Source organism: Pseudomonas fragi (assembly GCF_002269505.1).
Taxonomy (GTDB): Bacteria; Pseudomonadota; Gammaproteobacteria; order Pseudomonadales; family Pseudomonadaceae; genus Aquipseudomonas; species Aquipseudomonas fragi_D.
On record NZ_NQKQ01000037.1, the window covers coordinates 1 to 23,776 of the forward strand.

At 56.6% G+C, this 23,776-nt stretch carries 27 protein-coding genes; 14 read left to right on the forward strand and 13 right to left on the reverse strand.

Features of this window, described 5'->3' with window-relative positions; genetic code table 11:
• Positions 1–148: 148 nt before the first annotated feature.
• The 4 genes from CJU81_RS22305 (at position 149) to CJU81_RS22320 (ending at position 3,083) form a co-directional block, all read left to right on the forward strand.
• Entirely contained in the window at positions 149–691 is a 543-nt protein-coding gene (locus tag CJU81_RS22305) for an acyl-CoA dehydrogenase family protein (protein WP_254924914.1), read from the forward strand.
• A 2-nt stretch (positions 692–693) separates the two neighbouring features.
• On the forward strand, positions 694–969 hold the full coding sequence (locus tag CJU81_RS22310; protein WP_095038281.1) for a MoaD/ThiS family protein: 276 nt from the start codon (positions 694–696) through the stop codon (positions 967–969).
• Positions 970–973: 4 nt separating this feature from the next.
• On the forward strand, positions 974–1,807 hold the full coding sequence (locus tag CJU81_RS22315) for a hypothetical protein (protein WP_254924915.1): 834 nt from the start codon (positions 974–976) through the stop codon (positions 1,805–1,807).
• A 64-nt stretch (positions 1,808–1,871) separates the two neighbouring features.
• Entirely contained in the window at positions 1,872–3,083 is a 1,212-nt protein-coding gene (locus tag CJU81_RS22320; protein ID WP_095038283.1) for a ThiF family adenylyltransferase, read from the forward strand.
• A 101-nt stretch (positions 3,084–3,184) separates the two neighbouring features.
• Here the strand turns inward: CJU81_RS22320 and CJU81_RS22325 are convergent, their stop codons facing one another.
• The 4 genes from CJU81_RS22325 to CJU81_RS22340 all read right to left on the reverse strand — a co-directional run bounded on the left by CJU81_RS22325 (position 3,185) and on the right by CJU81_RS22340 (position 6,836).
• Positions 3,185–3,334: a hypothetical protein gene (locus tag CJU81_RS22325; RefSeq protein ID WP_254924916.1), complete on the reverse strand. Its 150-nt coding sequence runs from the start codon at positions 3,332–3,334 to the stop codon at positions 3,185–3,187.
• A 317-nt stretch (positions 3,335–3,651) separates the two neighbouring features.
• Complete coding sequence (locus CJU81_RS22330) at positions 3,652–4,797, reverse strand: serine hydrolase domain-containing protein (RefSeq protein ID WP_095038284.1); 1,146 nt, start codon at positions 4,795–4,797, stop codon at positions 3,652–3,654.
• A gap of 181 nt (positions 4,798–4,978) precedes the next feature.
• A complete protein-coding gene (locus CJU81_RS22335; protein ID WP_095038285.1) occupies positions 4,979–6,034 on the reverse strand; it encodes a fatty acid desaturase in 1,056 nt (351 codons plus the stop codon).
• Positions 6,035–6,500: 466 nt separating this feature from the next.
• Positions 6,501–6,836 carry a hypothetical protein gene (locus tag CJU81_RS22340; RefSeq protein ID WP_095038286.1) on the reverse strand — a complete coding sequence of 112 codons (336 nt, stop codon included), beginning with the start codon at positions 6,834–6,836 and terminating at the stop codon, positions 6,501–6,503.
• A 169-nt stretch (positions 6,837–7,005) separates the two neighbouring features.
• On the opposite strand from CJU81_RS22340, the gene CJU81_RS22345 reads away from it, so the two are divergent.
• Entirely contained in the window at positions 7,006–7,524 is a 519-nt protein-coding gene (locus tag CJU81_RS22345) for a DUF4142 domain-containing protein (RefSeq protein ID WP_095038287.1), read from the forward strand.
• Positions 7,525–7,588: 64 nt separating this feature from the next.
• On the opposite strand, the gene CJU81_RS22350 is transcribed toward CJU81_RS22345, so the two are convergent.
• From CJU81_RS22350 to CJU81_RS22360, 3 genes are all read right to left on the reverse strand, one after another.
• On the reverse strand, positions 7,589–7,885 hold the full coding sequence (locus CJU81_RS22350; protein ID WP_016779995.1) for a DUF6388 family protein: 297 nt from the start codon (positions 7,883–7,885) through the stop codon (positions 7,589–7,591).
• A gap of 76 nt (positions 7,886–7,961) precedes the next feature.
• Positions 7,962–9,164, reverse strand: a complete 1,203-nt coding sequence (locus CJU81_RS22355) for an MFS transporter (protein ID WP_095038288.1) — start codon at positions 9,162–9,164, stop codon at positions 7,962–7,964.
• 148 nt (positions 9,165–9,312) lie between these two features.
• Positions 9,313–9,630, reverse strand: a complete 318-nt coding sequence (locus CJU81_RS22360; RefSeq protein ID WP_095028539.1) for a DUF883 family protein — start codon at positions 9,628–9,630, stop codon at positions 9,313–9,315.
• A gap of 167 nt (positions 9,631–9,797) precedes the next feature.
• On the opposite strand from CJU81_RS22360, the gene CJU81_RS22365 reads away from it, so the two are divergent.
• The gene (locus CJU81_RS22365; protein WP_095038289.1) at positions 9,798–10,052 is read left to right on the forward strand and encodes a hypothetical protein; all 255 of its coding nucleotides are present in this window, start codon (positions 9,798–9,800) and stop codon (positions 10,050–10,052) included.
• A gap of 113 nt (positions 10,053–10,165) precedes the next feature.
• Here the strand turns inward: CJU81_RS22365 and CJU81_RS22370 are convergent, their stop codons facing one another.
• Entirely contained in the window at positions 10,166–10,648 is a 483-nt protein-coding gene (locus tag CJU81_RS22370) for a GreA/GreB family elongation factor (protein WP_095038290.1), read from the reverse strand.
• 125 nt (positions 10,649–10,773) lie between these two features.
• On the opposite strand from CJU81_RS22370, the gene earP reads away from it, so the two are divergent.
• From earP to CJU81_RS22385, 3 genes are all read left to right on the forward strand, one after another.
• A complete protein-coding gene (earP, locus tag CJU81_RS22375; RefSeq protein ID WP_095038291.1) occupies positions 10,774–11,907 on the forward strand; it encodes an elongation factor P maturation arginine rhamnosyltransferase EarP in 1,134 nt (377 codons plus the stop codon).
• A 49-nt stretch (positions 11,908–11,956) separates the two neighbouring features.
• On the forward strand, positions 11,957–12,529 hold the full coding sequence (locus CJU81_RS22380) for an elongation factor P (RefSeq protein ID WP_016780001.1): 573 nt from the start codon (positions 11,957–11,959) through the stop codon (positions 12,527–12,529).
• 138 nt (positions 12,530–12,667) lie between these two features.
• On the forward strand, positions 12,668–13,417 hold the full coding sequence (locus CJU81_RS22385; protein ID WP_176464897.1) for a sulfite exporter TauE/SafE family protein: 750 nt from the start codon (positions 12,668–12,670) through the stop codon (positions 13,415–13,417).
• On the opposite strand, the gene CJU81_RS22390 is transcribed toward CJU81_RS22385, so the two are convergent.
• Positions 13,407–14,264 carry a LysR substrate-binding domain-containing protein gene (locus CJU81_RS22390; RefSeq protein ID WP_095038293.1) on the reverse strand — a complete coding sequence of 286 codons (858 nt, stop codon included), beginning with the start codon at positions 14,262–14,264 and terminating at the stop codon, positions 13,407–13,409. The two genes, CJU81_RS22385 and CJU81_RS22390, sit on opposite strands and share 11 nt — an antisense overlap.
• A 96-nt stretch (positions 14,265–14,360) precedes the next feature.
• Between CJU81_RS22390 and CJU81_RS22395 the strand changes: the two genes are divergently transcribed.
• Positions 14,361–14,540: a DUF1127 domain-containing protein gene (locus CJU81_RS22395; protein ID WP_095038294.1), complete on the forward strand. Its 180-nt coding sequence runs from the start codon at positions 14,361–14,363 to the stop codon at positions 14,538–14,540.
• A gap of 124 nt (positions 14,541–14,664) precedes the next feature.
• Here the strand turns inward: CJU81_RS22395 and CJU81_RS22400 are convergent, their stop codons facing one another.
• A complete protein-coding gene (locus CJU81_RS22400; RefSeq protein WP_016780005.1) occupies positions 14,665–16,011 on the reverse strand; it encodes a class II 3-deoxy-7-phosphoheptulonate synthase in 1,347 nt (448 codons plus the stop codon).
• 156 nt (positions 16,012–16,167) lie between these two features.
• On the opposite strand from CJU81_RS22400, the gene CJU81_RS22405 reads away from it, so the two are divergent.
• On the forward strand, positions 16,168–16,923 hold the full coding sequence (locus tag CJU81_RS22405; protein WP_095028533.1) for a spermidine synthase: 756 nt from the start codon (positions 16,168–16,170) through the stop codon (positions 16,921–16,923).
• A 371-nt stretch (positions 16,924–17,294) separates the two neighbouring features.
• Positions 17,295–18,965 (forward strand): DEAD/DEAH box helicase, encoded by a 1,671-nt coding sequence (locus CJU81_RS22415; protein WP_095028532.1) that lies wholly within the window; start codon positions 17,295–17,297, stop codon positions 18,963–18,965.
• A gap of 173 nt (positions 18,966–19,138) precedes the next feature.
• Here the strand turns inward: CJU81_RS22415 and CJU81_RS22420 are convergent, their stop codons facing one another.
• Positions 19,139–19,906, reverse strand: a complete 768-nt coding sequence (locus CJU81_RS22420) for a DODA-type extradiol aromatic ring-opening family dioxygenase (RefSeq protein ID WP_095038295.1) — start codon at positions 19,904–19,906, stop codon at positions 19,139–19,141.
• Between the two features lie 101 nt (positions 19,907–20,007).
• Between CJU81_RS22420 and CJU81_RS22425 the strand changes: the two genes are divergently transcribed.
• On the forward strand, positions 20,008–20,667 hold the full coding sequence (locus CJU81_RS22425; protein ID WP_095038296.1) for a thiopurine S-methyltransferase: 660 nt from the start codon (positions 20,008–20,010) through the stop codon (positions 20,665–20,667).
• Positions 20,668–20,728: 61 nt separating this feature from the next.
• Here CJU81_RS22425 and htpX read toward each other — a convergent pair whose 3' ends face one another.
• Positions 20,729–21,616: a protease HtpX gene (gene htpX, locus CJU81_RS22430; protein ID WP_088379295.1), complete on the reverse strand. Its 888-nt coding sequence runs from the start codon at positions 21,614–21,616 to the stop codon at positions 20,729–20,731.
• Positions 21,617–21,930: 314 nt separating this feature from the next.
• Positions 21,931–23,142, reverse strand: a complete 1,212-nt coding sequence (locus CJU81_RS22435) for a pyridoxal phosphate-dependent aminotransferase (RefSeq protein WP_095028529.1) — start codon at positions 23,140–23,142, stop codon at positions 21,931–21,933.
• 222 nt (positions 23,143–23,364) lie between these two features.
• Between CJU81_RS22435 and msrB the strand changes: the two genes are divergently transcribed.
• Positions 23,365–23,760 (forward strand): peptide-methionine (R)-S-oxide reductase MsrB, encoded by a 396-nt coding sequence (gene msrB / locus CJU81_RS22440; protein WP_095038297.1) that lies wholly within the window; start codon positions 23,365–23,367, stop codon positions 23,758–23,760.
• The last annotated feature ends 16 nt before the right edge of the window (positions 23,761–23,776 follow it).

Sequence of the window (23,776 nt, forward strand, 5' to 3'; positions counted from 1 at the left end):
AGGCGGGAATGCCCAGTTTCGTGATTAGCATGCTCAGAAAAATTAACTGACTGTTGCACTTGTTCCTTGAGACCGCCGTGTCGTGGTGACACCGAGCGTGATGCATGGCTGTCGTTCTACAGGGATTGCCTGTTTAACATTGACAGATGTGCGCCTGGATAAACAGCGCTTGTTGCTGGCCACGGACGGCCTGAGTTTTGCACAGCGTTATTTCCTTAATTGCAGGCGTTCATTGCAAACCACCTTGTTTTTAGGGCGCGCCCGCGCCGTGATTGAAACCACCGTGGCGTATTTGAAAAACACTGTGCGCTACGATCAGCAGTTGATTGATATGCAGCATGTTCAGGCCTGTATTGGTGAAATGTATATGGCGCTCGAGTCATCGCGCACCTTGGTCCATTACTCACTGGAGCGTCAGGTCAGGCAAGAGTCTGACGTGTATTGGGATGCAGTCGCTTCAATGGCCAAGTATCAGGCGGTGGAGGATGTCAACAAAATCGCCCTGCAGGCCCTGAACCTGACGGGTGGCTGGGGCTATACCGAAAGCAGCGGTATCGGCCGGGCGCACCGTGACTTTACGGCCCTGGTGGCAGGGGCCGACCCGCAGGAAAAGCTCAAGGTTGATATGGGGATTCGGATGGTGCACGACCTGGACATGATGTCCCGGCGTTCTTCAAAAAAGGAGAGTTGAACATGAAGATCAAGTTGTCAGGCAATTTGGCACGTTTTGTTAACTACAAAAAAGAGTTGCAACTGGAGAGTGAGGGTATTCAGACCGTGGGCGATGCGCTGCACGCGTTGGTGGTGAGTTATCCGGTATTGAAAGACATTATTTTTGATAAGGATAGCAACGTTAAAAAAGGCTATTTGATTTCTTTGAATGGCGAAAAAGTTGACGCGGCAGCTCAGGTAAGTAAAGGCGGTGAGGGCGACTGTCTTGATATTTTTACTGCGATAGCCGGGGGTTGATGCTATGCAAGCCAGAACAATAAGAGTTTCCCATCCGGTAGAGTCCATGCTGTTTGGACCTTTTCAGTTTCATGCCCATTCGCTGATGTTGCTGAGTTTCAGTTCGATGTGGTCCTGGGGCAGTACCTACCTCTCAGTTTCCTTTCCGGGGATGATCAAAGAGTATCATCAGGGCATGGTGGCTGTGGGTGCCGAAGTTGAATATGTCGAACCTTTTGAAATGTTCTCGGCCGACGAATTTTCGGTGTCGGTCGATGAGTTCAAGGTGCGCCAGGGTAACTCTGTGTTTCAAGTACTGCACCTGATTCGTGCCCAAGGCATTGTGGTTGCCAGGGTCAAGGTTCGCTGGAAACTGCTGGAGCTGGATGGTGATGAAGCACTGTCCGCAACCCCAGGGGTTATTAGGTCCGCTTTTTTGCAAAAGTTTCTTCCCGAAGAAGTTGACCCTTCACGGGTTGAACGACCTTTGCTGGCACAACTGGAAAACTTGAAAGAGCATGGGCAGCTCTGTGCCGAGTTTGAACATGACTTCACCCTGTTCCGGCATCGTTGTGAAGTGGCCGATCAATGGGCGTTCTTTGAGTTGCCTACACTGGCTTCGGAAAGCAGGGAGTCGTTAATAGATTCCCTGCAGGAAGACCCAGGTGAACTTGCCAGTTCACTGGGCCTGGCCCTGAATAATATTTACATGGAATGGCGTTGCCCTTTTTATCTTTTGGAAAAGGGCCGTGTAAAAACACAGGCTTATCGGCTGCAGGGCAAACTGTATTTTGCGCATCATGTTTTCAACCTGACGCGCGCCAATACATTGGCCGCGATCGTGATTGAAGAGTTTTAAATGCGAATCAGGTTTTATGCCTGTCTCGTCAACCCGATCCTGAAAAAGTGAAGGGAGCAACACCATGAGCAGGGAGGCTAATGCGATCGAGTATGACCAACTTACCGCGGGTGAGATGGGGATGTATTCCCGTCACTTGCTGATCCCCGCGATCGGCGTCAAAGGTCAGCTGGCCTTGAAAAATGCCAGCGTACTAATGATTGGAGCGGGCGGTCTGGGTTGTCCGGCGCTGCTTTATCTGGCGGCTGCCGGGGTGGGGCGGCTGGGAATTATCGATGCCGACCAGATCAATGTGTCCAATGTGCACCGCCAGGTGCTGTTTCGCATCACCGATAAAGGTCAGAACAAGGCCGATGTCGCCAAGCGGCGTTTGCAAAAGCTCAATCCCTATATCGAGATCGAAACCTGGATCGAGCGCTTTAACCTCGACAATGCCCAGGCGCTTGTGGCCGATTACGACATCATTGTTGATGGGACAGACAATTTTACCGCCAAGTACTTGATCAACGATGCCTGTTTCTATGGCGGCAAGCCGCTGGTGTATGGCGCCATCATGCAGTTCGAGGGGCATGTCACGGTGTTCAACGCGCTGGATGAGCAAGGCCGTCGTGGCGCCAATTATCGTGATCTCTACGATGGTCCGCCTGATGCTGCGTTGGCGCCCAACTGCGCGGAAGCCGGGGTGTTGGGGGTGCTGCCCGGTATGATCGGCTGCTTTCAGGCCAATGAAGTGATCAAACTGATTACCGGGATCGGGCGGCCGCTGGTCAACCGCCTGATGGTCTACGACGCCCTTGAGGCCACGAGCCGGGAGATCGTGTTTTCGCCTGTCGGCGATAACCCCCTCAGGAACCCGCTGCGCAATCCAGTGCTGGAAGAAATGGCGCAAGTCTGTAGCGCGCCAGGTGTCACCGATGACTTTATGCTGAGCATTGAAGACTTTGCCGCGCTGATCAGTGAGACGTCGATCCATCTGATTGATGTGCGTGAAGGGCATGAGCGTGAACAGGTATCGATCGGTGGTGAACATGTAGCGCTGGGCCAGGTGGGCGAGTGGGCCGCACAGTGCCTGGACGACAGGCCGATCGTGCTTTACTGCCAGTCGGGTATGCGCAGCCAGAAGGCGGCGAGAATCCTCGCGCAGCATGCACTCAGGTCACCGATTTTCAGCTTGAAAGGCGGCTTGAGCGCGTTTTTGGGCGCAGATACCTATGCGCAGATAATGGCTGAACTGGTGTTCTGTGAATGTGCCATGAGCCATCAGGCTCGCGTGTAAAAAACCCGTGGGTCAGGCTTGTTTGCGATGCAGATGAAGTGCTTGTTCCGGCATTCAGTCGCGAGGCAATCGTGAGCTAGCCTGCTCCCACAGGGCTGTCGTTAGAGCGATGAGGAATGCGGGCCATTGATATCCAGAGCCTTGGAGATAGCTTGCTCTGCCTCGATAAATGCTGGTGTCTTACCAGCATCGGCATAAATCTCTTCACCTTCTTCAATCCGGATAACCTCGGAACCTTTCACATAGGGCATGGCCTGTTCTGCTTGTTCAAGAGCGCAATTTTCCGCTGGCCCTGTTGCAGATGTGCATGGTCGATAGCTGGGTGGAGTGGGCCGAGGACTACAAGCCGTTTGCCTGATTTTCCTAGAGAAAGTCGGGGGGGTTGTGGTTTCTGACGTCTGGAAAAGGGCGATATGGGAGCATCAGTGGAAATACGGGCTGCAGACCTGTCCGCGCTCCGCCCCAATCCACCTTGCGGTAACGCGGTACTGCGATGTGGAACGCGCCTGATTGGTGAGAGACGCGTTAATTCTGGCTGTGTTCAGGCTTCGCGCTGGTCAGCGATGCTTTAAATTACCGCGTAAGCAAGCGCCGCAAGGTTCTGCGCGCGTGGATCGATCATCGTGTGGCCACCTGAGGTGGTTGTCACAAAGCTGAAGCTCACGTCGCGTTCTGCATCGGCAAAGGCAATTGGCCCGCCAAGCCCTATATGACCAAAGGTGTTGGGCCCCATGCAGTGTGAGGCATCCGGATCGGCTTTTTGCTCCATCATGCAGCCCAGACCGTAGCGCATTGGCCGCTTCCAGATACGGTCCAGACCGTTGCTGTGTTCTTTGGTGAACTCATTGAGCATTTCTGTGCCGATCAAGCGCCCAGCCAGTAAGGTGCTGTAGAAGCCGGCCAACCCCTCTGCCGTACTGTGTGAGCATGCCCCAGGCTGTTGAAAGGCCCACCATTTTGGGTCTGATGAACGTTTGGGCGACATACCCGGGTTAGTAAATGCAAGCGTCGAAATGTCTTCTGAGTTAGCAGTAACCACATCGCGCAAGTGTTTTGAGTAAGGGTCGCCCACTCGCCCTTTGGCCGCGTCAAAATGGGCTATACGGTGGAATTCCTGCTCCTCTACACCAAGATGAACCTCTAACCCGTTGGGTTGGGTTATTTCCTCGTGGATAAAGGTGCAAGGGTTGCGCCCGTCCGTTCGCCGTATCAGTTCCCCGATTATCCAGCCATACGTTGTAGTGCCATACCCCAATGCAGTTCCTGGTTGCCACCATAATGGTTCGGCAGCCAGTGTCTCGACCATTTGCTCCCAGTCATACATCGCCGGGTTGCGGTCCGGGAGTCTTAATGCCGGAATTCCAGAGGTATGGCTCATGACATGGCGCAAGGTAACCTGGCCTTTACCGCCCTGCGCGAACTCGGGCCAGTAATGAGCCACCGGGATATCCAGCTCTAGTTTTCCTTTCTCGACTAGCATCAATGCAGCCACCGCAGCGAATGGCTTTACAGTACAAAATGTATTCACCAATGTGTCTTTGTTCCAGGGTTTGTTTCCGTCGAGGTCCGACGAGCCTGCCCACAAGTTCACAACAGTCGTGCCGCCAACGTTAATGCAGAGTCCTGCGCCTCGTTCTTGCGGGTCATTAAAGATGGCCTCAAAGGCGCATTTGACGGCTTCGAATTCGGGGGCACATATTCCTTTTGCTTCCATGCGTAATGCTCCATGCAGTGAACCAGTTTTTTTAACGACATAAACAAAGGGCAGGGCAGTTGCCCTGCACTAAAAAGTGCCGTTGAAAAAGGCGTAACGCGTTCTGAAAGTCACTGGGCGTGGTGTTGTTCAGTAGCGCTGTTTTATGGCGAGGTGAAATAAATAAAAGCGCGCTGCCTGATCAAACTTCGGGTTGCGAAAAGTTGTAACGGTTTGAACGTTTGTAGGTGCCAAAGTCATTAAATCTGACACCGGCTTGCGCTAATACTTTATGCGCGAAGGGCGCGGTCATCTGGCGCAGATAGAACGGGTCCTTGACCACGAAGTGATGAATGCAGTGGGTGCTTCCGAAGTTGAAGCAAAACAACTGGAATGGCCACAGCCACCACCGGTTCATGACCTGGGTTTGCTGCAAGGGATTGCGCGGCATGACGTCGCCGAAATAGTGAATGTTGGAGCTGATAAAAAACAGACAGAACTGGCGGATGATATTGGGCGCGACGATAATCACCACTGCGCCATTGACCACCTGCATCAGCAGTGCTGCGCCAGCAGAGAGCTCAACGCTGTGGCCCATCAGCGAACTTACCCATGTGTACAGATGGTAGCCCAGGAAAATATACCAGCAGCCCCAGTACACAAGCCCCATGGGCGCATTCAGGCGAAGCACCTTGACGGTCAGCCTGATTTTTTCTTTCCAGGTCGGTGCGAACAAGGCATTTACAATGCCAAAGACAAAACCGTCGATGAGTTTTAAAAAGCGTTTGGCGCCCCACTGGCTGCCGCTGGTGGTAATCCAGGCTTCAACATCAGTTTGGGTGCCGGACTCTTTATGATGATGAAAGTGCAGTTCACGTCGCAACCAGGGGCTGGGCATGCCGGGGCGGGCTATCCAGCACAGCAGCATCATCAGGTTGTGCGCCAAGGGTTGTTTTCTGAAGTACAGGCGGTGAATCAAGTCGTGTTCAAGTTCATGGATAAATGACGTCAACAACGCATTGATTAAAATGCAAAGCCAACCGGGTATAAGCCCCTTTATATACAGTGTGCCCGTTACTATCATGCCAGTAACAGAAACGGCCATCACGCTGGCGCCTATGGCATTCTGGAAACCCAGTATGCGATAGCGCTTGCGTAGCTCATTACTGTGCTGTGTGATTTTCTGGGTAACTTCGTTAATTAAGTCCTGCTCGTTTTTTGGCAGAGGTGTACTGGGTACTCGATTGACAGTGTTCATCACTTCATCCTTTGAAGACGATGGGTTGGGATCGCTTCACTAGAAAAGCACATTTATTTTTTTGGGCAAGTTTTAAAGTTTTAATAGTGGGTTGGTCGGACGAGCGGATATATAAATCGTTATATTGTCTGACAATAAGTTTGTAGGCGCGGGATTAACTTTTTCCCTGGGTTTAATGCCGGTCGGGCAACTAACGGGTCAATAAAGAGACGCCAGGTGCCTTTTTTTCGGGATGATTATTGTTACTCAAACATGCGGGCTAGACATCTCCAGTGACGTTTATATCCCTCACTGTTATGGGCGAAGATGAACGGGATAGTCCCGGTACCCTGCAACTGTCCTGGAGCGTACATTGTTGCGAATGCTCGACCGTGTTGCGCCGGGCCATAAAGCTGATGGCGCTTGCCAGGTAAATATTGTTAACCAGGACAGCGCAGCGCTGCCCGGTCACAGTCGCAGACTTGATTCAGGAAGACCGGCTGTTGACATCCAGCGCCCTGAAGATTGCCTGCTCTGCTTTCACGAATGCTGGTGTCTTGCCAGCATCGGCATAAATCTCTTCACCTTCTTCAATCCGGATGACCTCAGAACCCTTCACATAGGGCATGGCCTGCTCTGCTTGTTCAAGGGCGCAATGGATCAGGCTTTGGGTGATGGTGGCCTCATCCAGGCCGTAGGCTTGAGCGAAAGCCTTGATTTTGACCAGATCACGTTTGTGCAGTGAAAGGCTGTATTCAACCCGCTCACTGGACTCCTGAGATCTGGATTCCCAGTTGTCGAGCATGGCCCTGAAGGCGTCCATATGGCTTCTCCTGTTCGGCGGCAAGTGCTGATGGACAGTATGGCTCACAGTTCGCTGAAGTGCTGTGAGTTGCCACCCGTCAGAAAAAACAGCTTTGATCTAAACCTTTGCCATCACCGGCCTTCAGATTCTGTGCAGGGAATAAACCTGCCTTTTTCTGGAGGACGTTATGAAACACCTGATTGGCCCCAAACGCTTTGTGGCGGGTTGTGCCCTGGTCTGTTCCCTGATCGCGGCGGCCACGGCAGCCGCAGCCAGTCCGACAGACTTTGTGGATGAGGCCCATGCTGCAGGGATTGCGGAGATTGAAACCAGCCGTATGGCGATCAGTAAAACGTCATCCACCGACATAGAAAGCTATGCCGTGGAGGCCATCAAGGACCATACCAACGCCAACCGGGACTTGAAGGACCTGGCCAGCCGTCTCGGCCTGCAGGTGTCCAGCGACGAGCAACTGCTCGACAAGGCGAAAAAACTGACGCTGCAAGTGCAGGAGGGGGATTCTTTCGATGCGGCTTATGCGGCCAATCAGGTCAAGACCCATGAACAGGCCATCAAGTTGTACAAGGAGCAGGCGCAAAACCCGGAGTCACCGGAGTTGCAGGCGTTTGCCGAGAAATATCTGCCCAAGTTGGAAATGCATCTGCTGATGGCGCAAAAACTGGTGGATGCTCATCACAAGTCCTGAGCCTTTCAGATGCAAAAACGCCCGGTGAGTGTTCGACCGGGCGTGTTGTGCAGCGGGGCGTGGTTCAGACCGCGATTTCGTTGAAGCCGCAATACTCTTCCCAGCTCATGTCCAGGGCTTCGGCAACTTCCTGATGTACTTCAAGGCGCATGCTCTTGAGCTCTTCAGGGGAACGCGCGATCAGTTCCAGGGCCAGTTCCCAGGCTTCCAGGCCGCGGCTTTCGGCTTCGTCTTCAAAGGCCCACAAAATCTGTTGCTGGCGGTCCTCGGCGCTCAGCTCTTTCATTTCTTCGATCAGTTCAGGGTGCGCCTTGATAAAAGTATCCAGGGCCAGTTCGTTACGGGATTCTTTAGGGATCATATGGCGTCTCGGATGGTCAGGGCTTTTTTCGCATGCTAGCGAGTTCGCATTACGATGAAAAGCGCCATATAGCTGCCTAGTCGACCGGTTGCAGCTTGCTTTCGCGCTGCAGGCTGTAGGCCCAGACTGCCAGAGCCAGCGTTGCGACCACCGCGCCGACCACAACAATGCCGTCCCAGCCATAGGCCGGGTAGGTCTGCGCACCCACCAGCGAGCCCAGTGCGCCGCCAATAAAATAACAGGTGATATAACCGGCATTCAGACGGTTGCGTGCTGCCGGGCGGACTTTGAACACCGCGTTCTGGTTGCTCACATGGACCAGTTGCACGGCGAAATCCAGGGCCAGTACACCGATCAGCAAAGCGACCAATGAGTGCCCGGCAAATGCCATGGGCAGCCAGCACGCCAGCAGCACCAGCAGGCCGGCGGTGGTCGCCTGTTGCCCCTTGCCGCGATCAGCCATGCGCCCGGCCCAGTTGGCTGCTACTGCACCGACCGCGCCTGCAAGGCCGAACAGGCCGATTACGGCGTCCGAGTAACTGTAGGGCGGTACCGCCAGCAAAAACGCCAGGGGGGTCCAGAACAGGGCGAACAGCGAGAAGGTCAGCAGGCCCAGCAGGGCGCGCAGGCGCAGTACCGGCTCTTCGACAAACAGGGTGAATACCGACTTCAGCAGTTTCGGATAACTCAGGCCTGCGCTCTGGTGATGGTTGGGCAGGGCACAGAACAGGGCGATGGCACTGACCAGCATCAGCGCGGCGGCTACCAGATAGATGGTGCGCCAGTCACCTGCCGACGACAGTGCGCCCGCCACGGTGCGGGCCAGCAATATGCCCAGTAACAGCCCGCTCATCAGGGTGCCGACGACTCGACCACGGCTTTGCGGGTCGGTCAGGCTGGCCGCCATGGGCACCAGAACCTGGGCCGATACCGAAAACAGCCCGGTCATTGCCGTGCCGATCAACAGCCACGTCAACGAAGGCGCAAACGCGCTGAGCAGAAGGCCCAGGGCACTGAGCACGGTCATGGTGACGATCAGGCGGCGTTGTTCAAACAGGTCACCCAGCGGCACCAACAGCAACAGGCCAGCGCCGTAGCTGAGCTGGGCAGTGATGACCACGGTGCCGGCGCTGCCCATGCTCAAGCCCAACTGCTGGGCGATGGTGTGCAGCAAGGGCTGGGCGTAATAGTTGCTGGCAACCGCCAGGCCGGTGGCGGTTGCCATCAGCAGGATCAGGGCAGTACTCAAGGGTTTTGTGGCAGTAGTAGACGCGGACATTGACTGTCTCGTTGGCATGGGGGAATGCGACGAAGTATCAGAATGTCAGGGAGGAATGTCACTGAATATGTCGGCTATTTTAATTTTTAAACCGTACAGCCCCTGGCTATAAACCCAAGGGCTGTACTTGCAACAATTGCAGACGATGTCAGTTGCGACGGCCCAGCAGCAAGCCTACAACCAGACCAAAACCGGCCGAAATGGCCACGGTCTGCCACGGATGGCCCCCAATGTAGTTTTCAGTGGCGTCGACCACAGGTTTGGTGCGCTCACGCACATTGGTCACTGAATCCAGTGCCTGCTTGAGCTTGAGGCTGACCTGCGCACGCAGGGTTTCGCCTTCTTCACCGATCAGGGACGCACTGTCCTTGAGCAGCTTTTCAGATTCGGCAATCAGGTCTTGCAGCTCGCTGAACGCTTGATCCTTGATTTGATCTTCAGCTTGTACGGCATTTTTTCGAGCCATTGCGGTACTCCTTGCAGGTTAAAGGGGTGATAACTAATGGAGTCAACCCAATGCTAAAAAGTTGCATCTGATTTGCGCCTGAGCTGACAGCGTAGTCAAAAACCAGACTGAGACACTTCTTTGTAGGGTGTAAGATGTCACCTAAATTTACGCCGCAGGAAATTCGCATGAGCTTCAACCTCGCCAACAAGCCACTCGCAGAGCGTGCAGCGCTTGAAGATGAAAAATCCCGTTTGTATGACCTATGGCAGAGCAACCTGGGCAAGGCCAAAGGCGATGCGGCGCGTTTGTTCGGTGAGCGCGCCAAGCGCAAGGGCAAGTGGGCCGAATGGGTGCGCTCGGAACTGGACGCCATGTCGCCGCCGGAATACGCCAATATGGTGCGCAGTGAAGTGAACCGGCTGATGGCAGCGGCCAAGTAATTCAAACGCAAAATCGACTATCTGTGGGAGCGGGCTTGCTCGCGATTCAGGCGCCGCGATTTATCTGAATAACCGGGGCGATGCTATCGCGGGCAGCCCGCTCCCACAGTTGCCTAGAGCGTTTCGCAAACGCTGAACACCTGCACCGCGCCGCCCACATTGATCTGCACTTCGTCATCCAGCTGCTTGCCCAGCAAGGCAGCCCCCAGCGGTGAGCGCGGGGTGATTACGGTGACCGTCTGCCCGCCGTGATCGAGCTTGAGCCCCGCGGCATCAGGGGCGAGAAACAGCCACTGTGTAGTGCCGTTTTCAGCCTCCAGTTCAATCAATGCCCCGATCTGAATGCCGCTTGCAGCGTCGTATGGCGCAAGGGCCATGGCCCGGCACTGCTTCAGTGCCTGGCGAATCTCCTCAACCCGGCGTGCCTGCCCGGTGGCCAGATACGACGCCTCAAGCCCGAGGGTGTCGTACTTGTTCTCGGCGATGTTTTCCGCGTGTGTGGCCGCTTCATAGGCGGTTTGCGCTGCACGCTGGAGCACATCGAGGTCGATTTCGAGTTTTTCCAGCATCAGCAGGTGCACAGCGTTCTTGTTCATGGTCGCAGCTTGAGTGGTGACGAGCGGCGATTGTCGCACGACTTTCGCGCAGATTAATCCGCCCCAAGCCTTCTGTACGCAGCCAATTATGCGGACAATCACCCCTTTGAATGTTGGAGCCCGGAATGAAAGCCTCCTGGGATATTTTTTGCAGTGTGGTCGATAACTACGGCGACATTGGTGTGACCTGGCGCCTGGCCCGGCAGTTGGTGGCCGAGCATCAGCAGGGCGTGCGGCTGTGGGTCGATGACATGCGCGCGTTTGTGCCGTTGTGCCCCGAGGCGGATGCCGGTGCTGCACGACAATGGCAGCAGGGGGTTGAGGTTTGCCAGTGGCCGGCGCAGTGGTCGGCGACAGAGGTTGCCGATGTGGTGGTCGAGGCCTTCGCCTGCAAACTGCCTGAAGGCTATCTGCAGGCCATGAAGGCCCGTGAAAAGCCGGCGCTTTGGATCAATCTTGAATACTTGAGTGCCGAAGACTGGGTCAGTGGGTGCCACGGCCTGCCATCCATGCGCCCCGATGGTTTGAAACGGATGTTTTTCTTTCCAGGGTTTACCCCGGATACCGGCGGGCTGTTGCGTGAGGCAGACCTGTTGCAGCGCCGTCACGCCTTTGAGCAGGACCCGCAGGCCAAACAGGCATTTTTGCAGGGGCTGGGGGTCCATGCGCACAGCAATGCGCGGCTGATTTCATTGTTTGCCTATGAAAATACCGGGCTGGCCAGCTGGCTGGATGCGATGGCGGCGGGCACCGGGCCGACCCACCTGCTGGTGCCGCAAGGACGGATCATGGGTGATCTGCTGCACTGGCTGGGTATTGAGCAGTTACCCCTGGGGACGGTCGAACAGCGCGGGGCGTTGACCGTTCAGGCATTACCGTTCGTCCGGCAGGAGGATTATGACCACCTGTTATGGAGCTGTGATTTCAATGCCGTGCGCGGTGAAGACTCGTTTGTACGGGCACAATGGGCGGGGCGCCCCCTGTTGTGGCACATCTATGAGCAGGAAGAAGACGCGCACTGGGTCAAGCTCAACGCATTCCTCGACCTCTACGTCAAAGGCCTTTCGCCGCAGGCAGCCCTGGCCTTTACCGGGCTCTGGCATACCTGGAATGCTGGCGCAGACATGGCCCAAAGCTGGAATTCGGTGCTGCAACACTGGCCAGAGATCACCGCACACGCCCGTAGATGGTGTCTGGAGCAGTCATTACAGGCCGATCTTGCGCAAGCGCTAGTACTGTTTTATAGAAATTGGATATGATACGCGACCTAGATTTTTGTAAATCTCAATCCAAATTCGGATATTCGTAATGAAAACTGGTAAAGAGCTTAAACCCGGTACAGTCATCAAGCTCGAAAACGACCCTTGGTTGGTTCAGAAAGCTGAATTCACCAAGTCCGGTCGTAACAGCGCGATCATGAAGACCAAGCTGAAAAACCTGCTGACTGGCTACAAGACTGAAATCGTATACAGCGCTGACGACAAGCTGGAAGACGTGATCCTGGATCGCAAAGAAGCGACCCTGTCCTTCATCAGCGGCGACACCTACACGTTCATGGACACCACTGACTACACCATGTACGAGCTGAACGCTGAAGACATCGAAGCCGTTCTGCCATTCGTTGAAGAAGGCATGACCGACGTTTGCGAAGCCATCTTCTTCGAAGACCGTCTGGTTTCCGTAGAGCTGCCGACCACTATCGTGCGTCAGGTTGACTACACCGAAGGTTCCGCTCGCGGCGACACTTCGGGCAAGGTGATGAAGCCTGCCAAACTGAAAAACGGTACCGAGCTGAGCGTTGCTGATTTCGTTGAAATCGGTGACTGGATCGAGATCGATACCCGTGACGGTGGTTCCTACAAGGGCCGCGCCAAGGTTTAAACCTTGCGTTAACCGCACGATGAAAAAGCCCGGCCTTGTAGCCGGGTTTTTTTTGGCCGGTCGAAAAGCCCCGGTTCAGAGCTTTGCCCGGCGCCGCGTACTGGTTAGCATGGGCGCTCATAAAGAGGGGCGGTAATGCTGATCGATTTTGTAATGTATGCAGCCTTGGGCATCGCCATGGGGGCTCTGGGCGGGCTGTTCGGAATTGGCGGCGGCTTGATCGCAATCCCGGTGCTGGGACTATGGTTCGGGCTGGATCAGCAGTTGGCGCAAGGCACGGCTCTGGCCATGTCGGTGCCCAACGTGTTTTTGGCGCTGTACCGCTATCAGCAGCGCAACCGGATCAATCTGCGTCAGGCATTGCCGCTGGTGCTGATGAGTTTTTGCTTCGCCTGGCTGGGGGCAATGCTCGCCGTGGGAGTGGATGCGCGGATCATTCGCTGGGGCTTTATCGTCTTTTTGCTGGGGATCACGCTCTATAACCTGATCAAAATGTACACCTCGCCAGCCCCGCCTGTGGCCGGTTCGCGCTATGGCTGGCCGTGGTTCGGGGTGCTGGGCGCCGTGGCGGGCACGACCGGCGGGCTGTTTGGTGTCGGTGGCGCCGTGGTGGCGGCGCCCGTGCTGACCAGTGTATTCGGCACTACGCAGGTCGTGGCTCAGGGGCTCTCGCTGGCCCTCGCCGCACCCAGTACGGCGGTTACCTTGCTGACGTATGCAGTGCATGACGAGGTCAACTGGGCCATGGGCGTACCGATGGCCGTTGGCGGGCTGTTGAGCATCAGTTGGGGGGTCAAGCTGGCTCACGCCCTGCCGGAGCGCATGTTGCGCGGCTTGTACTGCGGGTTTTTGCTGCTGTGCGCGGGGTTGCTGGCGCTCAAAGCTTGAAACCGTCGACGATATATTCGGCAAAGCACTCAATGATCGGCGACGGCGCGCTGTTGGATTTGCGTAACAGCACAATACTGGCCGAGGGCAGTTCCGGCAGGTTCTCGGCCTCGCCGATAATGCGCAGATCTGGCGTCAACAGGCTTTGCAACTGGGCGGTGACGGCCAGCCCGGTGCTCACCACTGCGTTGATCGCCGCCAGACTGGCGCTGGTGTAGGCCACCCGGTATTCCCGTTGCTGAATATCCAGCGCATTGCAGGCCCAGGTTCGGCAAAAGCAGTCGGTATTGAACATCGCCAGCGGCAGGGGTGTTTGTTCATGCGGGGCGAAGCCCTGGGCCACCATCCAGACAAAACGCTCCTGGCGCAGGATCTGGCCCATTTCGGTGCCGGGTTTGCGGGTGACAATGGTCAGGTCCAGGTCATTGCGCTGCAACAGTTGCGATGACGGTTCGCAATGTACCTCGACATTGATCAGCGGATAGTCCTGGGCAAAGCGCGACAGCACGCCGGGCAAAAAACGCATCACGTAATCATCCGGCGAACCGATCTTGACCGTGCCCACCATCTGCGGCTGGCGCAGTGTATTGAACACCTCGCTGTGCAGCTTGAGGATGCATCGTGCATAGCCCAGCAGCAGCACGCCTTCGGGGGTCAGGCTGACACTGCGCCCTTCGCGCTGGAACAGTGCGCATTGCAGCACATCCTCTTCCAGTCGTTTCATCTGCATGCTGACCGCAGACTGCGTGCGATTGACAACCTCGGCAGCCCGGGTGAAGCCGCCGTGATCGGCGATAGCGACAAAGGTGCGCAGCAGATCGGTATCGATACTGGGGAACTCGGCCATTGATCAATCTCGCAGATGTATCGCATAAGAAACATTCGTTGGATTGATCTTATGCCTGCGCCGACACTTGAGCCATCCCCCAGGAGGGCTCAAGTGATGAAAGGTCAAAAAGGTGTGATGTGGTTTGCCCGGGTTTCCCGCTGGTACCAACTGTCGCGGGAGAGGGCCTGCTTGCGGCAGATCAGCGATGCGGCGCTCAAGGATCTTGGGTTGAGCAGGGCGGATATCGAGGCCCAAAGCCATCGCGCGTTTTGGGATGATCCGTTTAACAGGTGAGTGCGTGGTGTTTGCTGCCCCTCACCCCAGCCCTCTCCCGCAGGGAGAGGGAGCTAATTGTCGGTGTTCTTGAAACCGCGCGCGTTCAGTTCCCTCTCCCTGCGGGAGAGGGTTAGGGTGCTCTTCAGCGTTTAACCTGCTTTAACGTCTCGGCAATCAAAAACGCCAGTTCCAGCGATTGATCGGCGTTCATGCGCGGGTCGCAGTGGGTGTGATAACGATCTGACAGGCCGTCTTCGGTAATCGGATTGGCACCGCCGATGCACTCGGTCACGTTCTGCCCGGTCATCTCGATATGAATGCCGCCTGCGTAGCTGCCTTCCGCTTCGTGCACCTGAAAGAACTGTTTAACCTCACCGAGGATCTGCGCGAAATCACGGGTCTTGTAACCGCTGCTGGCCTTGATGGTGTTGGCGTGCATCGGGTCGCAGCTCCACAGCACCTGCTTGCCTTCACCTTCCACGGCGCGGATCAGCTGCGGCAGGTGATCACCGACCTTGTCGGCACCCATGCGTACGATCAGGTTGAGACGGCCCGGGTCGTTGTCCGGGTTGAGGATATCGATCAGGCGGATCAGGTCTTCGTTGTTCATGCTCGGGCCGACCTTGACCCCGATCGGGTTGTTGACCCCGCGCAGGAACTCGACATGGGCACCGTCCAGCTGGCGCGTGCGATCGCCGATCCACAGCATATGGGCTGAGCAATCGTAGTAATCGTTGGTCAGGCTGTCGCGCCGTACAAAGGCTTCTTCGTAGTTGAGAAGCAGCGCTTCGTGGGCGGTAAAGAAGCTGGTTTCACGCAGTTGCGGCGAGCTGTCCATGCCGCAGGCGCGCATAAACGCCAGGGTTTCGTCGATGCGGTCGGCCAACTGGCTGTACTTTGCCGCCAGCGCCGAGTTGGCAATAAAGTCCAGGTTCCACTTGTGTACCTGATGCAGGTCGGCGAAACCGCCCTGGGCGAAGGCGCGCAACAGGTTCAGGGTGGCGGTGGACTGATGGTAGGACTGCAGCAGGCGCTCCGGGTCGGGCACCCGGCTCTTTTCATCAAAGCCGATGCCATTGACGATATCGCCACGGTAGGCCGGCAAGGTCACGCCGTTGATGGTTTCGTCATTGGCCGAGCGCGGCTTGGCAAATTGCCCGGCCATACGCCCGACCTTGACCACCGGGCAACCTGCGGCGAAGGTCATGACAATGGCCATTTGCAGCAGCACCTTGAAGGTGTCGCGAATTTTGGCTGCCGAAAATTCCGCAAAGCTCTCAGCACAATCGCCACCCTGAAGTAGAAACGCCCTACCTTGAGTGACTTCGGCAAACTGTCGGCGCAGCTCGCGGGCTTCCCCGGCAAACACCAGCGGCGGGTAGCTGGCCAGGCTCTGCTCGACGCGCAACAGGTGCGCAGCGTCAGGGTAGTGGGGTTGTTGCTGGATCGGCAGGGCGCGCCAGCTGTCAGGGGTCCAGATTGGGCTCATCGCAGACTCTAGTATTTGTTGGGGTGGCCCATGTTAGCAGCAATTAGTGCGTGACCTGTTGCGCCGCAATGGCCGACAATCGCGCCTTTGCGCTCGTTATCGAGCGGCTGTTTTTTCAGCGTCGCGGGCAGTGCCGGGGCGCGGCAAGGAGAGGAAATGTCTGAGGAGCGCGTAGAGCGTCTGCTCGCCGAAGTTCATGATGACTTCGGCATGATTCGAGTGCTGGAAGTGGCTGACTACCGTTTCCTCGAATTTGGCGATGCGATCGAGCAAAGCTGCGTGTTTACGGCGGACCCCAGCTGGCTGGAATACGACTACACCCGCGCCATGCTGATTGGTGCGCTGTGCCATGACGCCCCTGAAAGCGCGCTGTTCCTGGGTCTGGGTGCCGGAACCCTGACCCAGGCCTGCCTCAAGTTCCTGCCTCTGGAAGATGTCGAAGCCATTGAGCTGCGCCCGGATGTGCCGCGTCTGGCCATCGAATATCTGGGCCTGGACGATGACCCGCGACTGTATATACGTATTGGTGATGCCCTGGAGCTGCTGGACAGCGCCGAGCCTGCGGACCTGATTTTTGTTGATCTGTACAACGATCTAGGGCCGGCAGCGGGTCACCTGGCGTGGAAGTTCCTTGAAAACTGCCAGAAGAAACTCGCCGCCAACGGCTGGCTCATCATCAACCAGTGGGCCACCGATGATGGCAAACCGCTGGGTGCTGCCTTGCTGCGCGGCCTGTATCACCGCCATTACTGGGAGCTGCCGGTCAAGGAGGGCAATGTCATTCTGCTGGTGCCGGCCGATCTTGAGCAGACCCTGGATATCGATGCGCTGACGGCTCGTGCCCAAGCCCTGGCACCGCGTCTGGGCTATTCGCTGGAGTCGCTGATCAAGGCAATTCGCCCGGCAACCTGATACCCGACGGTGAAACGTTTTAGCGTTTGCCCCAGAGTGGCCCGGCACGAAAAGCTTTTTCAAGGGCAAAAAAAAGGTTAAAGCCCGGTCTACAGAGGGATACAGACGATTTCACAGCAAAAAAACCCTTCTTTTTTTTGATAAATCCGGTATAGTGCGCGCCGGCCTTTAGCCGGGCCACGTTTAGGTGTCGCATTTCCCGAAGCACGCTTCGGCTGCTCGTCCGTTTCGCGGACAACCCCTGAACGCTCCATTCATTTAACGTTTTCGCAAATCCCCGCCGACAAAGCAGCCAGGGCGACTCTTGAGTCTTACACGGCATGCGCAGCTTTGGAGCATGGGTCTTTGCGGATGCACTTAGAGGCAGACCCATGACCCAGGAAACCGGCGGCTTCGCCGCTTTTAATCTTAATCCGAACATTCTTTCTGCTGTCATCGCGACTGGCTACGAAGAACCTTCGGCTATTCAGCAGCAATCGATCCCGATCATCATGGCCGGTCACGACATGATTGGTCAGGCGCAAACCGGTACGGGTAAAACCGCCGCGTTCGCCCTGCCGATCCTGCACCGCATCGATCCTGCTAAGCGCGAGCCGCAAGCCCTGATCCTGGCGCCAACCCGTGAGTTGGCGCTGCAAGTAGCAACCGCTTTCGAAACCTACGCCAAGCAAATGCCGGGCGTTACCGTTGTGGCCGTTTACGGCGGCGCCCCTATGGGTCCACAACTGAAAGCAATCCGTAATGGCGCACAGATCGTTGTCGCCACTCCGGGCCGTCTGTGCGACCACCTGCGTCGTGACGAAAAAGTGCTGTCGACCGTGAACCACCTGGTTCTGGACGAAGCTGACGAAATGTTGAAACTGGGTTTCATGGACGATCTTGAAGTTATCTTCAAGGCGCTTCCTCCAACCCGTCAGACCGTATTGTTCTCGGCAACCTTGCCGCAGTCGATCCGTGCCATTGCCGAACGCCATCTGCGCGATCCGCAACACGTGAAGATCCAGACCAAGACTCAGACCGTTACCGCGATCGAACAGGCTCACCTGTTGGTTCACGCTGACCAGAAGACCTCGGCTGTATTGAGCCTGCTGGAAGTTGAAGATTTCGACGCCCTGATCATGTTCGTTCGCACCAAGCAAGCGACCCTGGACCTGGCCAGCGCCCTTGAAGCCAAAGGCTACAAAGCTGCTGCGCTGAACGGTGACATTGCCCAGAACCAGCGTGAGCGCGTTATCGACTCCCTCAAGGATGGCCGTCTGGACATCGTTGTGGCGACCGACGTAGCGGCACGTGGCCTTGATGTTCCACGTATCACTCACGTGTTCAACGTTGACATGCCTTACGATCCAGAGTCCTACGTTCACCGTATCGGCCGTACTGGCCGTGCAGGTCGCGAAGGTCGCGCACTGCTGCTGGTAACTCCTCGTGAGCGCCGCATGCTGCAAGTGATCGAGCGTGTAACCGGTCAGAAAGTTGCTGAAGTCCGCCTGCCGGATGCCCAGGCTGTTCTTGATGCTCGCATCAAGAAGTTGACCAACAGCCTGACGCCGCTGGTAGCTGACGCTGAATCGACTCATGGTGATCTGCTGGATCGCCTGATTGCCGATATCGGTTGCAGCCCGCGTGCCCTGGCCGCAGCTCTGCTGCGCAAGGCAACCAACGGTCAGGCCCTGACCCTGGCAGCCATCGAGCGTGACCGTCCACTGGTGCCGAACAGCGCACCGCGTGAGCGTTCCGAGCGTTCGGGTGACCGTCCGGATCGTGGTGATCGTGAGCGTCGTGCTCCGGTTCCATTGGCCGAAGGCCGTGCTCGTTGCCGTACCGCGCTGGGTGCGCGTGACGGTATCGCTGCCAAGAACCTGCTGGGCGCTATCCTCAACGAGGGTGGCCTGGCTCGTGAAGCTATCGGTCGCATCCAGGTGCGTGACAGCTTCAGCCTGGTAGAACTGCCGGAAGCCGGTCTGGAAGGTTTGCTGGCCAAACTGAAAGACACCCGCGTTGCTGGCAAGCAGTTGAAGCTGCGTCGCTATCGCGAAGATTAATCACTGTTGCAGTGATTGATCGCTAAAAAAATCCCCGCCTGGTGCGGGGATTTTTTTTGTCCGTGATTTGTAGTCGCTGCTGAGGTACGAGTGCTGCGAGCTTTTATTGTTGTGCCACCCAAGATCAAGAGCTCGCAGCCCTCGTCCCTCGGCAGCGACTACGGGGCTCGGTTTTAACCAAATTTATAGATATCCATCCCCAGCGCGCCCATCGTCCAGCCTTGGTGGGCAATGCTGAACTGGCCGCCCGCGGCACGGGCAAAATACATCGGCAGCAGGTGCTCGTCGCTGGGGTGGTTTCTAGCGGCGAAAGGCGCCTGTGTGCGGTAGCCATGTAGCGCGGTTTCGTCATCAGCCGCCAGTTTGTCGATCATCCAGTCACGAAACGCCTTGGCCCAAGGCTCGATGCTCTCGGGGCCTGCGTGCCAGTCCAGTTCGCGCAGGTTGTGGGTGATGCTGCCCGAGCCGATGATCAGCACGCCCTCGCTGCGCAAGGCGGCCAGTGCATGCCCGACTCTGGTCTGACCAGCCGGGCCCAATTGACTGGGCAGCGAGACCTGCACCACCGGGATATCTGCCAGCGGGTACATTAATGACAATGGCACCCAGGCGCCGTGGTCAAAAGGGCGTCTGGCGTCCAGCCGGGCCGGCAAGCCGTTATCTGCCAGCAGCGCGGCGATACGCGTGGCCAGCGCCGGGTCGCCGGGGGCAGGGTATTGCACGGCAAACAGTGCGGGCGGGAAGCCGCCAAAGTCATGCCAGGTTTCCGGTGAGGGATGGCTGGCGACCCGCAGGTCGGGGCTTTCCCAGTGCGCAGATACCAGCACTATGGCTTTTGGTCGCGGCAGTTCGGCCGCCAGCCGTTTGAGCGCCGGGCCACTGGCGCCCGGTTCCAGTGCTAGCATGGGGGAGCCGTGGGAGATAAACAGGCTGGGGAGCATGAAAGATGTCCTCAAAGTTAAGATGCGTCATCTTCATCCCGATCATTGATCTAAATCCAATATAAGTTTTAGTACTTATCTATCGAATTTAAAGGTGAATCATGCAGCCCGAATTTTGGCACGACCGCTGGGATCGCAATCAGATCGGCTTTCACCTGCAGCAGGTCAACCCTTACCTGCAACGCTTGTGGCCCACGCTTGGCCTGGCGCAGGGCGCCCGTGTGCTGGTGCCCTTGTGCGGTAAAAGCCTGGATATGAGCTGGCTGGCGGCCAATGGTTTCGAAGTGTTGGGTGTAGAGCTGACGCAGACGGCCGTGGAGCAGTTTTTCAGCGAGCAGCAGGTCGAGCCACAGATTCGCCAGCAGGGCGCCTTCAAGGTGTACGAGGCAGGCCCCGTGACGATCCTGTGCGGTGACGTGTTCGCCCTGACTGAGGCCGACGTGGCCTCCTGTGTGGGGCTGTATGACCGCGCTGCAACCATCGCATTCCCTCCCGAGATGCGCGCAGCTTACGCCCGGCACCTTAACCGGACTCTGTCGCCGGGCTGCCAGGGGTTGCTGATTACCCTTGATTACGATCAGTCGCAAATGAACGGCCCGCCGTTCTCGGTGCCGGATGCCGAGGTGCAGAGCCTGCTGGCACCTGCCTGGGCATTGGAAATCATCGAGCAACCTGATGTGCTCGATCAGGAATGGAAGTTCCTCAAGGGCGGTGTGACGCGGTTGGTGGAGCGGGTGTATCGCCTGAATAAAACCGCCTGAAGCAAAACCCGGGCACAAAAAAGGGCGACTGCAGTCGCCCTTTTTTGTGTTTGCCGTGGGGTTAGCCGCGGCGACGCAGTGCGTCGATACGTTCTTCCAGTGGCGGGTGGCTCATGAACATCCGCGCCAGGCCCTGCTTGAGACCGCCGTTGATGCCGAAAGCTGCCATGGTGTCCGGCATGTGTACCGGCAGGCCTTGCTCGGAGCGCAAGCGCTGCAGGGCGCTGATCATGGCCGAAGTACCAGCCAGTTGTGCGCCGGCTTCGTCTGCCCGGAACTCACGTTTGCGCGAGAACCACATCACAATGGCGCTGGCCAGGAAGCCCAGAACCAGTTCTGCGAAAATGGTCGCAACGTAGTAGGCAATGCCGCGGCCTTCATCGTTCTTGAACACCACTTTGTCGACAAAGTTGCCGATGATGCGGGCGAAGAACATGACAAAGGTGTTCACCACACCCTGCACCAGTGCCAGGGTCACCATGTCGCCATTGGCAACGTGGCCGATTTCGTGGGCCAGTACGGCTTTCACTTCATCGGGCGAAAAACGCTCCAGCAAGCCCTGGCTGACGGCGACCAGTGCATCGTTTTTGTTCCAGCCCGTGGCAAAGGCGTTAGCCTCGTATGCCGGGAAAATTCCCACTTCAGGCATTTTGATTCCCGCTTCGCGGGACAATTGCTCAACAGTTTGCATCAACCATTGTTCATGACGAGTACGAGGTTGAGTGATCACCTGGGTGCTGGTGCTCATCTTCGCCATCCATTTGGATATGAATAGCGAGAACAAAGACCCTGCAAAACCAAAGACCGCACAGAACACCAACAGCTGACTGAGGTTCAGATCAACCCCGTTGGCCGCCATGAACCCGTCAAAGCCGAACAGGCTCAGGGTGATGCTGGCAATCAGCACGACCGCCAGGTTAGTGGCCAAAAACAGCAGAATGCGCATCATGGTTGTATGAATCTCCTCGTCTTAGGGGTGTTGCCGTATGCGGGGTATATAAGGTGCTGCCACAGGCTATTCAACCGGGTGACTATTTCAAACTGTGTCCTACAGCCTGATTTTAGTCGTTTGCCCGGGATTTCCTAATACGAAGGAACGCATTTTTTGGCGAAAAGTTTCACTGAACGCCAATAAATAAAGGGCTTTATTGTTTTTCAGGTTTTGTTAAAGGGGGGTAAGGGTTCGCAATGACGCTGAATGAAGAATATTCCATCTGACACATGTTGTGCGACTTTTGATTGGTCGCACAACATGTTCGGAAATTACTGACGGTATGTCTTCAGGAAGTTGCCGATCCGGCCGATGGCCATATCCAGCTCGTCGACACGGGGCAGGGTTACGACGCGGAAGTGATCCGGCCACGGCCAGTTGAAGGCGGTGCCTTGTACCACCAGCAATTTTTCCGAGAGCAGCAGGTCCAGGACGAATTTCTCGTCGTTGAGGATCGGACACACTTTAGGGTCGATACGTGGAAACGCATACAGCGCACCCATTGGCTTCACGCAGCTGACGCCGGGGATATCGTTGAGCAGTTCCCAGGTGCGGTTGCGCTGCTCCAGCAAGCGGCCGTTTGGCAGTACCAGGTCATTGATGCTCTGGTAGCCGCCCAGTGCGGTCTGGATGGCATGCTGGCTGGGCACGTTGGCGCACAGGCGCATATTGGCCAGCATATCGATGCCTTCGATGTAGCTCTGGGCATTTTGCTTGGGCCCGGAGATGGCGATCCAGCCCGAACGGAAACCCGCGACCCGATACGATTTGGACAAACCGTTAAAGGTCAGGCACAGCACGTCGGGGGCCAGCGAGGCAGTGCAGATATGCACGGCGTCGTCATAGAGGATCTTGTCGTAGATCTCGTCCGAAAACACGACCAGGTTGTGCTGGCGGGCAATTTCGAGCATGCCCAGCAGGACTTCTTTGGAGTACACCGCACCCGTCGGGTTATTCGGATTGATGATGACCATGGCTTTGGTATTGGGAGTGATTCTGGCTTTTATATCCTCAAGATCAGGCCACCAGTTGGCTTGCTCGTCGCAGAGGTAGTGCACCGGATGGCCACCGGCCAGGGTCACGGCGGCGGTCCACAGCGGGTAGTCCGGCGCTGGTACCAGCACTTCATCGCCATTGTTGAGCAGCGCTTGCAGCGACATCACGATCAGTTCGGACACGCCGTTGCCCAGGTAGATGTCTTCGATGCCGACACCTTCCACCTGTTTTTGCTGGTAGTACTGCATGACTGCCTTGCGGGCGCTGAACAGGCCTTTGGAGTCGCTGTAGCCCTGGGCTGTCGGCAGGTTGCGGATCACGTCCTGAAGGATTTCGTCCGGCGCTTCAAAACCAAAAGGTGCCGGGTTGCCGATGTTCAGCTTGAGGATGCGATGACCTTCCTCCTCCAGTCGTTTGGCGTGCTTGAGCACCGGGCCGCGAATGTCATAACAGACGTTGGCGAGCTTGTTTGATTTGCTGACCTGCATGGCGATGTGATCCCGAAAATGAACGATCCAGGCGATGTGTTAAGCATAGCGCTGGGAAATTCTGTGTTTTCACACAGTGGCTAACTCCGCTTTGCTTCAAGAATCCGTTTGAATGCAGCTAGGGCGGGTGCCAGACTGGTGATTAACGAGGCGCAATCATACGTGCCACCTGATCACTGGAAAAGCCACTGGTCGGGGTTTTTCAGTTGCAGAGGCAGAACTATGGAAAAGTTGAACAAAACCCTGGATGAATGGAAGGCCATGCTCGACCCCGAGCAATACAACGTGTGCCGCCTCAAAGGCACCGAGCGACCGTTTTCGGGCAAATACAACGCCACCAAAACTGACGGTGTCTATCACTGCATCTGCTGCAATGCGCCGCTGTTCGATTCCAGCGCCAAATTTGATTCCGGCTGCGGCTGGCCGAGCTTCTATCAGCCGATTGGTGACAGTGCGATGGTCGAGATCCGTGACGTGAGCCACGGCATGGTGCGTACCGAAGTGGTCTGCGCCACCTGTGATGCGCATCTGGGCCACGTGTTCCCGGACGGTCCGCCGCCCACCGGTTTGCGCTACTGCATCAACTCGGTGTGCCTGGACCTGATTCCCCGCGTCTGACTTTTGAGGTGCTGTC

Coding starts and splice junctions, on each gene's coding strand:
- earP (WP_095038291.1), top strand. CDS start 10,774: ATGAAAGCCTCCTGGGATATTTTTTGCAGTGTGGTCGATAACTACGGC.
- CJU81_RS22390 (WP_095038293.1), bottom strand. CDS start 14,264: ATGGCCGAGTTCCCCAGTATCGATACCGATCTGCTGCGCACCTTTGTC.
- CJU81_RS22370 (WP_095038290.1), bottom strand. CDS start 10,648: ATGAACAAGAACGCTGTGCACCTGCTGATGCTGGAAAAACTCGAAATC.
- CJU81_RS22365 (WP_095038289.1), top strand. CDS start 9,798: ATGAGCTTCAACCTCGCCAACAAGCCACTCGCAGAGCGTGCAGCGCTT.
- CJU81_RS22355 (WP_095038288.1), bottom strand. CDS start 9,164: ATGTCCGCGTCTACTACTGCCACAAAACCCTTGAGTACTGCCCTGATC.
- CJU81_RS22335 (WP_095038285.1), bottom strand. CDS start 6,034: ATGAACACTGTCAATCGAGTACCCAGTACACCTCTGCCAAAAAACGAG.
- CJU81_RS22395 (WP_095038294.1), top strand. CDS start 14,361: ATGAAAGGTCAAAAAGGTGTGATGTGGTTTGCCCGGGTTTCCCGCTGG.
- CJU81_RS22400 (WP_016780005.1), bottom strand. CDS start 16,011: ATGAGCCCAATCTGGACCCCTGACAGCTGGCGCGCCCTGCCGATCCAG.
- msrB (WP_095038297.1), top strand. CDS start 23,365: ATGGAAAAGTTGAACAAAACCCTGGATGAATGGAAGGCCATGCTCGAC.
- CJU81_RS22320 (WP_095038283.1), top strand. CDS start 1,872: ATGAGCAGGGAGGCTAATGCGATCGAGTATGACCAACTTACCGCGGGT.
- CJU81_RS22310 (WP_095038281.1), top strand. CDS start 694: ATGAAGATCAAGTTGTCAGGCAATTTGGCACGTTTTGTTAACTACAAA.
- CJU81_RS22360 (WP_095028539.1), bottom strand. CDS start 9,630: ATGGCTCGAAAAAATGCCGTACAAGCTGAAGATCAAATCAAGGATCAA.
- htpX (WP_088379295.1), bottom strand. CDS start 21,616: ATGATGCGCATTCTGCTGTTTTTGGCCACTAACCTGGCGGTCGTGCTG.
- CJU81_RS22340 (WP_095038286.1), bottom strand. CDS start 6,836: ATGGACGCCTTCAGGGCCATGCTCGACAACTGGGAATCCAGATCTCAG.
- CJU81_RS22425 (WP_095038296.1), top strand. CDS start 20,008: ATGCAGCCCGAATTTTGGCACGACCGCTGGGATCGCAATCAGATCGGC.
- CJU81_RS22315 (WP_254924915.1), top strand. CDS start 974: ATGCAAGCCAGAACAATAAGAGTTTCCCATCCGGTAGAGTCCATGCTG.
- CJU81_RS22345 (WP_095038287.1), top strand. CDS start 7,006: ATGAAACACCTGATTGGCCCCAAACGCTTTGTGGCGGGTTGTGCCCTG.
- CJU81_RS22435 (WP_095028529.1), bottom strand. CDS start 23,142: ATGCAGGTCAGCAAATCAAACAAGCTCGCCAACGTCTGTTATGACATT.
- CJU81_RS22350 (WP_016779995.1), bottom strand. CDS start 7,885: ATGATCCCTAAAGAATCCCGTAACGAACTGGCCCTGGATACTTTTATC.
- CJU81_RS22330 (WP_095038284.1), bottom strand. CDS start 4,797: ATGGAAGCAAAAGGAATATGTGCCCCCGAATTCGAAGCCGTCAAATGC.
- CJU81_RS22325 (WP_254924916.1), bottom strand. CDS start 3,334: ATGCCCTATGTGAAAGGTTCCGAGGTTATCCGGATTGAAGAAGGTGAA.
- CJU81_RS22405 (WP_095028533.1), top strand. CDS start 16,168: ATGTCTGAGGAGCGCGTAGAGCGTCTGCTCGCCGAAGTTCATGATGAC.
- CJU81_RS22420 (WP_095038295.1), bottom strand. CDS start 19,906: ATGCTCCCCAGCCTGTTTATCTCCCACGGCTCCCCCATGCTAGCACTG.
- CJU81_RS22415 (WP_095028532.1), top strand. CDS start 17,295: ATGACCCAGGAAACCGGCGGCTTCGCCGCTTTTAATCTTAATCCGAAC.
- CJU81_RS22380 (WP_016780001.1), top strand. CDS start 11,957: ATGAAAACTGGTAAAGAGCTTAAACCCGGTACAGTCATCAAGCTCGAA.